The following is a 14,208-nucleotide window of genomic DNA, read 5'->3' as shown; positions in this document are numbered from 1 at the left end:
CCGTTCCGGGCCCGGGCCTTCAGCCGTTCCGGGCCCAGGCTCTCAGCCGTTCCGGGCCCCGGCGGGCGCCGCCCCGGCGCCGGGGCGGTGCCGGGGCGGGCGGTGCCGTCCGCCGTCACGGGACCTGGCTCTCGACGCGGTGGAGCGCGTCGGTGTAGCCGGGCTCCGGGGACATGGCCGCCGCCAGGCGGAGGTGCGGCAGCGCCTCGGCGTGGCGGTTGGCCCGCTCCAGGGTCCTGCCGAGCAGGAACCTGGCGTAGTGGTCGCCGGGCGAGCGCTCCAGCAGCGACTCCAGGGTCTCCTTCGCCCGGTTGAGCTGGGCCGAGCCGAAGTAGGCGCGGGCGGCCAGCAGGCGGACGGCGGGGTCGTCGCCGTGGCCGGCCAGCAGCGGCTCCAGGGTCTGCAGCGCGCCGAGGGGGTCCCGGACCTCAAGCAGGGACTCGGCCTGGCGCAGGAGCCTGACCTCGTCGGGGAGCTCCCGCTCCGGGACGGCCCGCCGCAGGAGATCCTCCAGGACCTCCGGCGGCTGCGCGCCCGCGACCGCCGTACCGCCCACCACGAAGGTCGGCGAGGTGGCCACGCCGACGGCCTTGCCGCGCAGGAGCTGGGAGCGGACCTCGGCGGTCCCCTCCCCGGCGTCGAGCGCCTCCGCCATGCCCTCCAGGCCGGCCTCCGTGGCGAGCGCCACCAGGGTGGCCCGGTCGCCGATGTCGGCGGCCTCGGCGAAGTGGGCGCGCATGATCCGCTCGACGACGGCGTCCTGCAGGGCGACCCCGCCCCGCTCGAGGGCGAGGGCGACCACCCGGTGGGCGTCGAAGGTGTTCGAGCGCCAGGCGGCGCCCCAGCGCGGACCGAGCCCCTCCCCGGCGGCGACGCGCGAGACGCGGGCCCGGTTCTCCGCCGGAGTCAGGTCGGGGTTGCAGGCCCGCAGGGCGCCCTCGGCGACCGGGTCGCGCAGCGCCTCCTCCAGCGGCTCGGCCGTGGCCGGAGCCATGGGGTCGATCTGGAAGGGACGCCAGACGATCTCCACGTCCTCGCCGAATCCGGCCTTCTCCAGGCGTCGCTTGCCGATGTAGGCCCAGGCGCAGACCATGTCGGCCCAGACTTCGATGCGCTTCATGGCCGGTGTAACAAACGACGGCTGTCGTTTATTCGACATATGTCGTTTAATCTTGGCCGCATGACTGAAGATGACCCGCGGGTCCGCCGGACCCGCGCCCGCCTGCGCGCCGCGGTCCTGGAGCTCTCCGCCGAGCGCGACCCCGATTCGGTCACGGTCGCCGAGATCGCCCAGCGGGCCGAGGTCAACCGGGCCACCGTCTACGTCCACTACCGCGACCGCGACGATCTCGTGCTGGACGCCATGGAGGCGGCCGTCGGCGAGCTGGCCGCCGAGGCCGCGCGCTGTCCCTACGGGGAGGCCGGGCCGGTCCCGGCGTCACTGGTGGCGCTGTTCGAGCATGTCGGTCTCCGGGCCCCGCTCTACCGGCGGATGCTCGGGCCGTACGGCAGCGCCCGCTTCTGCGCCCGCCTGCGCGAGGCGCTGGTCGCGGAGCTGCGCGGTCCGTTCGCGGCGGGCTCCCGCCCGCCGGGCCACGGCGACGTGCCGCCGGAGATCCACGCCCACTACCTGGCGGGCGCGCTCATCGGGGTCCTCACCGGCTGGCTGGAGGAGCACCCGCCCCGCCCCGCCGAGGAGATCGCCGGACTGACGTGGAGCCTGATCCGCTGAACCGGGGCCGGGGCCGGGACCTGACCGGGACCTGGCGTGCTCGGCGCCGGCCGGGCCGTCCGCTCCGCCGGGTCCGGTCGGGCGGATCGGGCGGGCGTTTCGCTGTGGCCGGTCACGGCGGGTCGCTACGATTCATCGAGTGTCCGGAACGTCTGTTATGCCCACGCCGTCATCCCCGCCGCGAGCCGCCGGCCGGGCGCAGGCCACGCTCACGGCGTACTCCCTGCCCCTGCACACGCTCAGGATCCTCGGCGCCTGCGCGCTCTCACTGGTGATCTGGTTCTCGGCGGGGCGGGCGGTCCGCGCCGCCCTGCTGTGGACGGGGACCGAGGTCGCCCACGGCGACTACCAGCAACTGCGGTTCGCCATCACGATGCTGATCTTCACACTGATCGTGCTGAACGAGCTCGTGGTCATGGTCGGCATGCTGCACGCGGTGCGCGGCGCGCTCCGGGAGATCCGGGCGCGGCGGGAGGGCGGCGAGGCCGACGAGAGCATGTTCGGCGCGCTCAACCGGGCCACGCTCGTCTTCGCCACGATCTACATGGCCTGGAACTTCCAGGGGGAGGACGCGCGCGAGTTCGCCACGCTCGACCTGGTGAACCAGGCCGACCAGGACCTCAAGGGAGCCTTCGCCGGGGTCCAGGGCCAGGGGGGCACCGCCCTCATCGGGCTGGACGTGCGGCTGTCCATCGCCATCGCCGTGGTGGCGTACCTGCTCAAGACGCTGTTCGGCTGGTGGCACGCCAACGACAAGGTCAAGGGCAGCGGCCTCCTCACCACGTTCTTCGAGCTGGCTTTCGCCTTCTACAGCATCAACGCGATGTTCACCTTCACCGGCGCGCGGGCCGACTGGCTGTCGCACCGCTCCGTCATAGCCGCGGTCAGCGGCTGGATCGAGGACGCCGAGAAGAGCATTCCGTGGTGGAAGGCGTTCTGGGACGGGGTCGGCGAGGTCTGGCCGCACATCGTGGACGGGCTGATCGTGCCACTGACCTGGCTCACGGTCGCCTCGCTGGTCTACGGCGCCTTCGCCGAGGACACCCGGGCGGTCGTGCGGGGGACCCGGCTGGACGCCGTGGCCGACCGGATGGAACAGACGCACACCCTGACCCGCAACACCATGACCCGGGCCACGACCGGGTTCCAGGAGCGCTGGGTCCCGCCCGCGAACGCCTTCCGGCTCGCCGCCCGCGGTGGCGCCGCGCTGTTCGGCATGTTCTGCCTGTGCTACGTCGCGCTCCGGGTGGGAGGCGACTACGCCCACCGCGGGCTGCGGACGCTGATCGGCAGCGAGGAGCCCTACCTCTGGCTGATCACCGGCCCGCCCCTCGACTTCGTCGAGGACCTGGTCGTGGCGGTGCTGACGACCTGCCTGCTGGCGGCCACGTTCGACATCGCCGCCACCCGCAGCCGCGAGGCGGGGGAGACGCTCACCGCCTGAACAGCAGCACCTGGTCCTGCGGGTCGTTCTTCTCCGTCCCCACCCGCTTGAACATGTCCTCCACGGACTCCTCCTCCAGCGGCACCCGGATCGTGCTCGGCAGGACCTCGACCTCGACCTTGCCGGCCACGCTCTGGGGCACCAGGCTGACCAGGTTGTAGTCGTAGCCGGTGCCGATCTTGTGGTCCTTGACCTCCACGGGCAGGGTGTTGCCGACGGTCTCGGTCTGCCACGCGCGGCCGTCGGGGTGCTTGACCTTCACCGTGGGGTCGCCCCGCCGGATCACGCCCTCGGTGTTCAGCGACGTCCTGGTCACCGTGATCTTCAGCCACCGCTGGTCGGCCTTGATCGGACGCGCGCCCGGAAGGTTGTCGGCCTGCTCCACCTTGACCTTCCAGGCCACGTTCATGAGCGTCCCGGTGCCTCCGGCGGCCACGGTGTGGATCTGGTAGGCGGGATTGCCGCTCCGGTAGAAGACGTACCCGTTCCAGGTGGGGATCCCCATGCCCAGCGCCACGGCGAGCACCGCGCCGCCGATCCGCAGCGCCGTACGGCGTCGCGGCGGGACGGGGTCGGCGGCCGGGGCGGCCTCCTCCGGCACGGCCGGAGTCCCGGCCGCGGCTCCGGTCCCGGTCCCGGCTGTGGGTCCGGGGACGGTCGCCCCGGCCGCGGGAACGGGTGCGGCTCCCGGTACGGTCGCCCCGGCTCCGGGCGCGGCCGGGGGAGCGGGCCTGGGCAGCGGGGTGCTCGGGACGGCGGGGAACGGCTGGGTCGAGGGGTCCGAGGGCTCGCTCACGGGCCTCGGTACGGGTGGCCAGACCTGCTCGTCGGAGAAGGCCCGCCGGGGGCCGGGCGTCCAGTTGGCGTCAATCGGAAGCCCTGGGAGCGGGGTCCCGCCGGAACGGCCCCGGGGAGCCTCCGGACGCCCAGACGGGTTCGGGGGACCGCCGGGCTCGCGGCGGCCGGGACCCGGGGGGCGGCCCCCGGGGCTGGGCGGTGGGGTATGGCCGCCAGGGCTCGAGCCGGGCAGAGGGCGCATCTCCGGCGCGAGCGGCGGTACGGCATGGCCGCCGGGGACGGGCGCACCGGGGCCAGGGGGCGCCTGCGGCGTGGCGTGGGCCCCGGCGGGTGGGGCCACGGGGTGGGTTTCGGGTGTGGGCGAGCCGGGGTGACCGCCGGGGCCAGGAGGCGGTGCCTGCGGGGCGGCGTGGGCACCGTGGTGTGGGGCCGTGGCGTGGGCCCCGGATGCAGGCGCGCCGGGGTGGCCGGCGGGCGTGGGGTATGGCTGTGGCGCAGCGTGGGCGCCGGGGCCAGGGGACGTCTGCGGGGCGGCGTGGGCGCCGGCGGCGGACGCGGGCGCGGACGCGCCGGGGCCAGGGGGTGGGGCCATGGGGTGGGTCCCGGGCGTGGGCGTGCCTGGGTGGGCGCCGGGGCCAGGGGATGTCTGCGGTGCGGCCTGGGCGCCGGGGGCCGGAGGCGTGGGCCAGGCACCGCTGGACCAGGAGGCATCCTGGTGGGACTCCCGTGAGGGGGTGGCGGGGCGGTCGTCCCCCAGCGGTCGGGTCTCCGGGGGGAAACCACCTTCGAGGGGTGACCGGGTCTCCGGGGGGAAACCCGTCTCCAGAGGTGACCAGGTCTCCGGGGGGAAACCCTCTTCCAGGGGTGACCGGGTCTTCTGGGGTGAGCGGAGCTCTGGGGGGAGGCCGGTCTCCGAGGGGGGCCGGTGCTCTCCGGGGGACCGCTTCTCCTGAGGGGTGAACCAGTCGGGGCTGCCCTCGTTCTCCGAGTGCGGCGTGCCCGTCACTTCTTGCTCGCCAACTGGTAGACGTCCTTCGCGTTCGAGATCAGGCGCTGTGCGGCGGACTCGTCGAGGCCCAGGTCGATCTCCACCTCGGGCAGGAGCGCCTCTCCGATGAACCCGTTCTTCGGGGCGAGCACGAGCCGGGATCCCGGCAGGGCGGCCACCGGGACCTCGAAGATCGCCACGCTCTCGGCCCACCAGCCCACCTGGATGAAGGGGTTGGTGATGGTCTTGGAGGCGTCGACCTTGTCGGTGGCCGCGTAGCGCTTGCCGTCCTCGACCAGCAGCGTCGGGGTGGCGAACTTCTGCGGTTCCCGGTTGGCCGTCGCCCCCACCTCGGCGATCAGGAAGATCCCGGAGGTGGTGGCCCGTTCCACCGCGCCGCTCAGACCCGTCGCCTCGATGGCCTTGGCGGCGTGCACGGCCTTGACCCGTGCGGAGAAGCGGGAGGCGGAGACCTCCTCGCCGACGCCTCCGGTCCAGGTCAGGTGGGCCGTGCGGGCATCCCGGTCCAGGCCGAGCGTCTGCAGGCCGACCGCCGCCGCCGCCAGCGCCACGCCGATGCTCAGGACGCCCGCCCGGCGCCACCGGCTCGGCGGGGCGGGGGCCCGGCGACCGGCGGCCTGCTCGGGCCGGGCCGGGGTCTCGGTGCTCGTCACAGGGTCCCTCCTTGCTTGACGGGGAGGGTGACCTGCGCCGCCACCTCGGGCGGGGAGTCCGGGTCGTCGCCGTCCTTGACCAGGCTCCAGGCGGAGCCGAGCATGAACCCCTCCGTCAGCTCGAAGGTGCCGACGTCGAGCTGGATCTTCCTGGGCGGGCGGTCCCCGTCCGGCAGCTCGTATCTGACCACGACGGTGGAGGTCATCCCCGGGTGCAACTGCCTGCTCGGCACGCCCTCGTCCGGAATGGTGATGAGCGGCCCGTTCTCACTCTTGATCTCCGGAGTCATCTTCAGCAGGGACTCGGCGAAGAAGAAACCCGGTGATTTCCCGTTGCGGGGCGCTCCCACGCCGGTGGTCTCGTCGCTCTTGTTCGTGATCTCAAGCTCGATCTCGACGAAGCGCTTGCCATGGCCGCCGAACGGGTCGCGCTGGAACAGCGACCTGTACTCCACGAACTTGGTCATGAACTCGCCCTGGTCAAGGCTGGAGCCTGGGCCGAGCTGTTTGGGGGGTTCGTCGGGGGCTTCGCCGAACCCGCCGAGCGCCGCGGTGATCCCCAGGCCGGTGGCTATGACCAGGGCGGCGGCCGGCACTGCGATCGGGCGTCGTCGGCTGGTTTCGCCACCGGGGGGAGACGTCATGACAAAGGATGGTAATCGCTGACCTCCACCCCAACCGACTCATACACCCCATAAGTGGCACTAAACATGGGGAAAATGCAGCGGATTGACGGGAACGCTGCCCGAATAGGAGGTCTAACTCTTACGCTGTCACCGAGGCGGCGAGAGCCCTATGGCGGAGGTTCCGTGGCGGACGTGCATCCCGAGCATGCGCAGCTCCAGGCGGACCGGATCTACCTGGGCTGGCAGTATGCCCTGCTGCACCCTGATCCGGGCCCGGCCCCGAAACGCCCCTCTCCCGTCGAGGACCCCGCCGACCCGGTCGACCCCGAGTGGGTGCGCCGGGAACGGCTCAACGAGGACCTGCTCAACCGGCCGGTGAAGATCTTCAGGGTGTTCGTGGCGGGGCTCGCCGTACTGATCCTTCTGCTTGGTGTCACCGAGCTGCTGAACTGGTCGTTCGCCGCCGTGGGGCTGATCGCCGCCGGCGGGGTGGCGGTCTTCTGCACATACGCGATCCACCAGGGCGACAGGGCGGTCCGCCACCGGATCCGGGAGCGCCAGGCGGTCGGCGCCCGGCAGCGGGAGGAGCGCGACAGGGATCTCTTCCACGCCCAGGAGGAGCACGCCGTCCGCTACCGGGAGTGGGCCGAGAAGAAGGAGCGCCACGACCGCCAGCTCACCTGGTACGCGGTGGCCGTGCCGGACGAGATCGACCGGATCGACGTCGCCGGGGGCACGCTGCCCGGCTGGTCGGCGCTGATCACCCTGCTCGGCGCGACCCGGCTCTACAGCGGTGGCCACCTGACCGTGCTCGACCTGTCCGAGGGCGCGATCGCCAAGGACCTGGTCGAGCTGGCGCGCAGGGGCGGGGACGACCCGCTGGTCTGGGTGCTCCCGGTGGACCTCCCCAGGCTCGACCTGGGCGCGACGCTGCCCCCGGAGGCGTTCGCCGACGTGCTCGCCCACGTGGTGAGCGTCAGCGAGGAGCACCGCACCACCCGGGACCTGTCGTTCGACAACGCGATCCTGGAGCGGGTCCTGGAGGTCCTCGGCGAGAACGCCACGATCAACCAGGTCACCGCCGCCCTCCGGGCCCTGGCCCAGGTCGGCGACCCGCGCGACGACCTCAGGTTCGGCCTGATCACCGCCGGCCAGCTGGAGCGCATCGGCACGCTGTTCGGCCGGGGCGTCAGCGACCGGGTGGTGATCGAGCGGGCCTGGGCGCTGGAGTCCCAGCTGCGCAAGCTGGAGACCCTCGGCTCGGAGGCGGTACGGCTGCCGCCGGCGCGCCTGCGGGTGGTGTCGATGGACCGGCAGGCGGGCGTGTTCGGCAACCGGGTCCTCGGGACCTACGTGGCCACCGCCCTCACCCACATCCTACGCCAGTCGCCCGCCTCCGAGCGGCCCTGGTATCACACGATCATCGTCGCGGGCGCGGACAAGCTCCGCGGTGACGTGCTCGACCGGCTGATGGACGCCTGCGAGACCTCCCGGACCGGTCTGGTGCTTACCTACCGCTCGCTCACCCCGACCGTGCGGGAACGGCTCGGCCGGGGGCACGCGGCGGTGACGTTCATGCGGCTGGGCAACGCCGAGGACGCCCGGATCGCCAGCGAGCACGTCGGCACCGAGCACCGGCTGGAGCTGGCCCAGCTCACCGAGACGATCAGCGCCGACGGCGCCGGGATGGACGGCGGTTACGTCTCCACCGTCGGCCAGGCGGAGGAGGGCGAGGACGGGCGGGAGGTGAGCCGTGCGGACCTCAAGGAGGACATCACCGAGTCCACCGAGTGGGGCCGCCGCGCGACCAAGGCGATGGGGGAGACCGAGCGGGTGCTGCACCGCTCCCGCGAGTTCCTCGTCGAGCCCCACCAGCTCCAGCAGCTCCCCACCACCTCGGTGATCGTCACCGACGCCACCGCCCACGGACGGCGGGTCCGCCTCGCCGACGCCAACCCCGCGATACTGACCTTCCCGAAGACGACGCTGGGGGAGTTCGACGAGATCAAGGAGGCCGTCCTGGACGGCGCCGGGCCGCGGGAGCCGCGCGAGCAGCGGGAGCAGCCGGAGCCGCGCGAACCGAGCCTGTTCGAGGACGCCCCGCCGAACCTGGGCCCGCCGCCACCCCGGCTCGACTGGCGCAGACGCCAATGAAGCGTCTCTTTGTGGTAATGGCATCGCCAATGCGGGGGTGCGATCCCCTCGGAAGGTTCGACCTTGGTTGTTGGGGTGACCTGCCCCCGGAGCCCCGCCGGCCGGTACGGCGGGGCGGTCCGTGAAGCGTCAACCCCCCGGCCTCGGGCCGGGTCCCCTGGGTGGAGACCAAATGCAGCCAAGCGTGTCCCGTCCTCCGGCCGGTCTGACCGGTCCCTGGTACCGGATCCAGGCGATCGCTGCGCCCACGCGCACGTCGTCGGCGGAATGGGACTTCGTCACCGTCCTGCCCGCGGTGCTCTCCGCAGCCCAGCGCGGCCGGCCGTTCGTGGCCGGCTGGCTCTCCCGGGGCTCCGGCGCCCCGCTGGAGCTCATCACCAACGCCGGGCCGCTGACGCCGCCGCGCCCGCCGCGCCGGGCCGCCGCCGAGAGCGGGCCGTTCCCCGCCGGCCCGGAGCCGCTGCTGTTCCCCAGTGGCGCCCGGGGCGTGCGGATCGGCGACGAGTGGCTCCGCGACCTGTCCGACCTGGCCTGGACCGCCTGTCCGGGCCGGCAGGCCCCGCCGCTCGGGGGCCGCCGCGAGCCGGACGCCGACGAGCTCAGGCGGCCCACGCTCTTCGAGTCCACGCTGGTCACGCTCATGTCCCGGCCGTTCGCCTGGCTGGTGGTGGCCGAGCAGACCGACCTGCTGGACGCCGAGGTGGCGCATCTGCGGACCCAGCTCAACGTGCTGAGACAGTACGGCGACGCCTCCGAGCGCTCGCGCTACGACGCCGAGCGGGCCGAGCGGCGCATGCAGGAGCTGGACGCCTTCCGCGAGGCCGGGCTCTGGAGCGTGCGGGTGCTGGCCGGCGCCGCCGGGCCCGAGGAGCTGCGCCAGATCGCCCCCGTGCTGGTCGGCTCGGCCGAGATGAGCCACCACCCCTACCGCCTGCGCAGCGCGCTGGCCGGTCCGGTGTACGGCTTCGCCGAGGCGCTGTCGGTGACCCTGCAGGACCCCACCGACGGCACCGCGGCCCCGTTCGCGGCCACCGCCGGGGCGCTGGCCGCGCTCGCCGGGCTGCCCCGCCGGGAGGTGCCCGGGGTCCGGGTGCTCGACTCGGGCTTCTTCGACGTGACCAGCGAGGCGGACGTCACGCCGGGCGCCAGAACCATCGACCTCGGGTCGATCCTGGACGGGCAGGACAGGGGGGTCGGCCCGTTCCGGGTCCCGCTGGCGACCCTGAACCGGCACGCGTTCATCACCGGCGCCACCGGCTCGGGCAAGTCCCAGACCGTCAGGCACCTGCTGGAGCAGCTCACCGGGGCCGGCATCCCGTGGCTGGCGATCGAGCCGGCCAAGTCCGAGTACGCCGCGATGGGCGGCAGGGTCGAGCACCTCGCCCCGGTGACCGTGATCAACCCGTCGGCCCCGGACAGCGTGCCGTTCAGCGTCAACCCGCTCGCCCCGGAGCCCGGCTATCCGGTCCAGGCCCACATCGACATGGTCCGGGCGCTGTTCATGGCGGCCTTCGACGCCGAGGAGCCGTTCCCGCAGATCATGTCGCTCGCCCTGCAGCGGGTCTACGAGGCCAACGGCTGGGACGTGGTCACCGGCTGGGCGGCTCCCGGCGCCGCCGTGCGGCCCGCCGTACCGACGCTTGAGCAGTTACAGCAGCACGCGATGGACGTGATCAAGGAGATCGGCTACGGCAAGGAGGTCCAGGCCGACGTCGAGGGCTTCATCTCGCTGCGGCTGCGGTCGCTGCGGGTCGGCTCGGCGGGCCGGTTCTTCGAGGGCGGCCACCCGGCCGACATCGGCGACCTGCTCCAGCGCAACGTGGTGTTCGCGATCGAGGACGTGGCCAACGACGAGGACAAGGCGTTCCTGATGGGCACGCTGATCATCCGGATCGTCGAGCACCTGCGGATGCGGGCCAGGAAGGAGCGGAGCAGCGGGCTCCGGCACGTCATCGTGATCGAGGAGGCGCACCGGCTGCTCCGCGACCGCGGCGCCGGGCGGGCCAGCACGCACGCGGTCGAGCTCCTGGCGGGCATGCTCGCCGAGATCCGCGCGTACGGCGAGGGCATCGTGGTGGCCGAGCAGATCCCCACCAAGCTGGTCTCCGACGTCGTGAAGAACACGGCGCTGAAGGTCGTGCACCGGCTCCCGGCCGAGGACGACCGGCAGCTCGTGGGGGCCGCGATGAACCTGAGCGAGGAGCAGTCGCGGCAGGTCGTCTCGTTGCAGCCGGGCGTCGCGGCGGTCTTCGCCGACGGGATGGACCGGCCGCTGCGGGTCCAGGTGCCGCTGGGGGAGGACCGCGAGCGGCTGGTCCCCGGCCACATGCCGCCGATCTGCGGCCGCCGTTCGGCGGCGTGCGGCCAGGAGTGCAGGACCGGCCGGGCGTGCACGCTCGTCGAGCTCCGCGAGGCCGACCTGCTCGCCGACGCGCCCGAGTGGGCCTGGCTGCGGATCTGGACCGACACCCTGGTGCTGGCCTTCTGCACCGACCGGCCGGTCCCGGGGGTCCCCCGGGCGCTGGCCGACCTGTGGGCCGAGCTCCCGCTGCGGCGGCGGGAATGCCTGCTCGCCACGGCGGTGGAGCGCAGCGTGGGCCGCCGGGCGTGGTCGCTGCGGACCGTCAGCGACCCGGTGAAGCTGACCGAGCAGGTGGCCACGGCGGCGACCCGGCTGCTGGGGCCCGACCGGGAGGTCGGCGAGCGGCCCGGCCCCGCCTGGGTCATCCCGCAGGTCCGCTGGCTGCACGAGGTGGACCGGCTGTTCCCCCACGGGCAGCCCGCGCCCAACCCGCGCGGCGCCGCGCCGGTCATGGAATACCCGCTGTTCAGCCGCCCCGCGAACGGCGCCGAACTGCTCGGCCACCGGGCCAAGGCGCTGCGTCACCACCCGCTCTCCATGGAGGTGGACCGCAACCGGGCACTGGCCTGGCGGGTGATCCTCGGCGACGACGGGCACGAGGGCGTGGAGCGGGACATCCTCACGGTGACGATCGGCGTCGACCCGGCCGAGCGGCTGCGGCACGTGGCCCAGACGATGGGGGCGGGCTGGCTGGAGAGCGTGCTGTCCTGGCCGCACCGCTTCGTGCTGCCGTTCGACGCGGCGTCACCGGAGACCGCCGAACTCGCTTTCAGCGAGTAGTGTAATCATCACTGTATGAAGCGATCCGTGGTGATTGTCCCCGAGGCCGCGCCAACGGCCTTCCCAGGAGCGGGCCGGCCCGCGGCCCTGGTGGCGCGGGCCCGTGCCCGGCGCCGGGGGCTGCGGGGAGCGCGCCCGGACCTCTGGGCGCCCGTGCCCGGGTCCTCGGACATCCGTGCCCGGGCCCTCGGCCGCCCGCGTCCGGACCGTGCCCTTCACGGACCGGCGCGGGGCGCCGCCGGACGGGGACAGCGCCCAACCACGGCTAGGATCTGCGGCATGAGCGATTCGGCGGACCAGGCCCGGCTTGCCGAGCCGTCCTGTGACAGGCCGCTAGGCGAGGAGACGGCATGACTCAGCTTCCGCTGCGGGCGCAGCTCGCGAGTGCTCTCGGCCGGACGGCCGCGACCCTGTCCAGGGCGACCGGCCGCGGCGACGGATCGGTGATCGGCGGCCGGGTCGGCCTGGCGCTGGAGCCCGACCTGCTGCGCCAGCTCGCGCAGGACCGCAAGCTGGCGCTGGTGAGCGCGACCAACGGCAAGACCACCACGACCCGCCTGATCACCTCCGCGCTGCAGGACCTCGGCGACGTCGCCACCAACGCCTTCGGCGCCAACATGCCCGCCGGGCACGTATCGGCGCTGTCGTCGGCCAAGGACGCCCCCTACGGCGTCCTGGAGGTCGACGAGAAATACCTGCCCGAGGTGATCGACACCACCGGGGCCGGCGTGATCGTCCTGATGAACCTCAGCCGCGACCAGATGGACCGGGCCGGTGAGATCTGGCTGCTGGCCCAGAAGTGGCGCCGGGCGCTCGCCGGCAAGAACACCCACGTGATCGCCAACGCCGACGACCCGCTGGTGACCTGGGGCGCCTCCACGGCCACCAGGGTCACCTGGGTGTCGGCCGGGCAGCCGTGGAAGGAAGACTCCTGGTGCTGCCCGGAGTGCGGCGGCCCGCTCGACCGCAAGGGCATGGAATACACCCCGCCCGGCGGCCACGTCTCGGGCATGGTCACCTCCCGCACGGCCGAGAACGACTGGGCCTGCCGCGAGTGCACCTTCCGCCGCCCCGAGCCGTCCTGGATCCTCGACGACGACGCGGTGATCGACCCGCGCAGGCAGCGCTGGGTGCTCGACATCCAGCTCCCCGGCCGGGCCAACCGGGCCAACGCGGTGATCGCGCTGGCCACCGCCGAGACGTTCGGCCTGCCGATCCAGCGGGCGCTGCCCCGCCTACGCGAGGTCAAGTCCGTCGCGGGCCGCTACACCACCGTGCAGCGCGACGGGCGGCACGCCCGGCTGCTGCTCGCCAAGAACCCCGCCGGCTGGCTGGAGGCGTTCGACGTGCTCGACCGCTCGCTGCCGGTGATCCTGTCGGTCAACGCCCAGGGCCCCGACGGCCGTGACACCTCCTGGCTGTGGGACGTCGACTACCGGGTCCTGCGCGGCAGGCCGGTCTACGTCGCCGGGGAGCGCCGCCTCGACCTCGCGCTCCGGCTGGACGTGGCCGGAGTGCCCTTCCAGCTGGTCGACTCCTTCGAGCAGGCACTCGCCGCGCAGCCGCCGGGCAAGGTCGACGTGATCGCCAACTACACCGCCTTCCAGCAGATTCGATCGGAGTTCGGTCGTGCAGTCTGACAGCGCCCTGCGACTCGTCTGGATCTACCCGGACCTGTTGAGCACCTACGGGGACCAGGGCAACGTCCTGGTCCTGGAGCAGCGCGCCCAGCGCCGCGGCATCCCGGTCGAGACCGTTCACGTGCGCTCGGCCGACCCGGTGCCGGAGGGCGGCGACATCTACCTGATCGGCGGCGGCGAGGACCGGCCGCAGATCCTGGCCGCCGAGCGGCTGCGCCGGGACGGCGGCCTGCACCGGGCTGTGGCGCGCGGCGCCTGCCTGCTGGCCGTCTGCGCGGGTTACCAGATCATGGGCACCACGTTCGGCGGCGAGGAGGGGCAGCCGGTCGACGGCATCGGGCTGATCGACATCGCCAGCGGCCGCGGCACCGGCCGCGCGGTCGGCGAGCTGGCCGGTGAGGCCGACCCGGCCCTCGGCATCCCGACGCTGACCGGCTTCGAGAACCACATGGGCGTCACCCGGCTGGGCCCCGGCGTCCGGCCGCTGGCCCGCACGACGGTCGGCACCGGCAACGGCGACGGCACCGAGGGCTGCTACGCCGGCAGGATCGTCGGCACCTACCTGCACGGTCCCGCGCTCGCCCGCAACCCCGGCCTCGCCGACCTCCTGCTGAGCTGGGCGGTCGGCGCCCAGCTCCCGCCGATCGACGACACCTGGTTCGAGCGGCTCCGCCAGGAGCGGCTGGCCGCGGTGCTGCCCCGCTGAGAACCGCCGCCCCGGACGGTGCCCACCTGATCTCCCTCAGCGGGCGCGTGTTGTCGCCCATCTGGCCGGTCCACGGTCTTTCCAGCCCAAAGCGGTGTTTTCGGGCAGCACTCAACTCCTCACGGGGCCGGCGTCGCACCAGCCGGCCGGACGCCGGGGGCGGAGCCGTGGCGGACGGGGCCGTAGGAGGACAGGGCCGTACGGGGGCGGAGCCCCGCGAGGGGGGCGCCTCCCCGCCGGCGGCCGAGTGGCCCCGGCCCCGCCGGTGGAGCGGGGCCGACTCCCGTCAGCAGGGGCCGGCTCC

The 14,208-nt window shown here is 73.6% G+C and carries 10 protein-coding genes; 6 read left to right on the top strand and 4 right to left on the bottom strand.

Annotation, left to right across the window (positions count from 1 at the left end; genetic code table 11):
* Window positions 1-115: 115 nt before the first annotated feature.
* Complete coding sequence (locus tag J2S55_RS12365) at window positions 116-1,120, bottom strand: DsbA family oxidoreductase (protein ID WP_306859971.1); 1,005 nt, start codon at window positions 1,118-1,120, stop codon at window positions 116-118.
* Between the two features lie 60 nt (window positions 1,121-1,180).
* Between J2S55_RS12365 and J2S55_RS12360 the strand changes: the two genes are divergently transcribed.
* Together J2S55_RS12360 and J2S55_RS12355 are read left to right on the top strand one after the other, a co-directional pair.
* Window positions 1,181-1,732 carry a TetR/AcrR family transcriptional regulator gene (locus J2S55_RS12360; protein ID WP_306859969.1) on the top strand — a complete coding sequence of 184 codons (552 nt, stop codon included), beginning with the start codon at window positions 1,181-1,183 and terminating at the stop codon, window positions 1,730-1,732.
* A gap of 157 nt (window positions 1,733-1,889) precedes the next feature.
* Window positions 1,890-3,176 (top strand): hypothetical protein, encoded by a 1,287-nt coding sequence (locus tag J2S55_RS12355; protein WP_306859967.1) that lies wholly within the window; start codon window positions 1,890-1,892, stop codon window positions 3,174-3,176.
* On the opposite strand, the gene J2S55_RS12350 is transcribed toward J2S55_RS12355, so the two are convergent.
* The 3 genes from J2S55_RS12350 to J2S55_RS12340 form a co-directional block, all read right to left on the bottom strand.
* Window positions 3,166-3,972 (bottom strand): hypothetical protein, encoded by an 807-nt coding sequence (locus J2S55_RS12350; RefSeq protein ID WP_306859965.1) that lies wholly within the window; start codon window positions 3,970-3,972, stop codon window positions 3,166-3,168. The two genes, J2S55_RS12355 and J2S55_RS12350, sit on opposite strands and share 11 nt — an antisense overlap.
* A 1,004-nt stretch (window positions 3,973-4,976) precedes the next feature.
* On the bottom strand, window positions 4,977-5,636 hold the full coding sequence (locus tag J2S55_RS12345; protein ID WP_306859963.1) for a hypothetical protein: 660 nt from the start codon (window positions 5,634-5,636) through the stop codon (window positions 4,977-4,979).
* Window positions 5,633-6,280, bottom strand: coding sequence for a hypothetical protein (locus tag J2S55_RS12340; RefSeq protein WP_306859961.1), 648 nt, complete (start codon window positions 6,278-6,280; stop codon window positions 5,633-5,635). Before J2S55_RS12340 ends, J2S55_RS12345 begins: the two co-directional genes overlap by 4 nt.
* A gap of 165 nt (window positions 6,281-6,445) precedes the next feature.
* Between J2S55_RS12340 and J2S55_RS12335 the strand changes: the two genes are divergently transcribed.
* The 4 genes from J2S55_RS12335 (at window position 6,446) to J2S55_RS12320 (ending at window position 13,904) form a co-directional block, all read left to right on the top strand.
* Complete coding sequence (locus J2S55_RS12335) at window positions 6,446-8,416, top strand: hypothetical protein (protein WP_306859959.1); 1,971 nt, start codon at window positions 6,446-6,448, stop codon at window positions 8,414-8,416.
* Window positions 8,417-8,600: 184 nt separating this feature from the next.
* A complete protein-coding gene (locus J2S55_RS12330; RefSeq protein ID WP_306859956.1) occupies window positions 8,601-11,558 on the top strand; it encodes an ATP-binding protein in 2,958 nt (985 codons plus the stop codon).
* Window positions 11,559-11,908: 350 nt separating this feature from the next.
* Window positions 11,909-13,198, top strand: coding sequence for a MurT ligase domain-containing protein (locus tag J2S55_RS12325; RefSeq protein ID WP_306859955.1), 1,290 nt, complete (start codon window positions 11,909-11,911; stop codon window positions 13,196-13,198).
* Window positions 13,188-13,904 (top strand): type 1 glutamine amidotransferase, encoded by a 717-nt coding sequence (locus J2S55_RS12320; RefSeq protein ID WP_306859953.1) that lies wholly within the window; start codon window positions 13,188-13,190, stop codon window positions 13,902-13,904. Before J2S55_RS12325 ends, J2S55_RS12320 begins: the two co-directional genes overlap by 11 nt.
* Window positions 13,905-14,208: the final 304 nt, after the last annotated feature.

The sequence above is a fragment of the Streptosporangium brasiliense genome (assembly GCF_030811595.1).
GTDB lineage: Bacteria > Actinomycetota > Actinomycetes > Streptosporangiales > Streptosporangiaceae > Streptosporangium > Streptosporangium brasiliense.
Note: the sequence above shows the minus strand (reverse complement) of the source record. Positions and strands in the feature narration are given on the sequence as shown.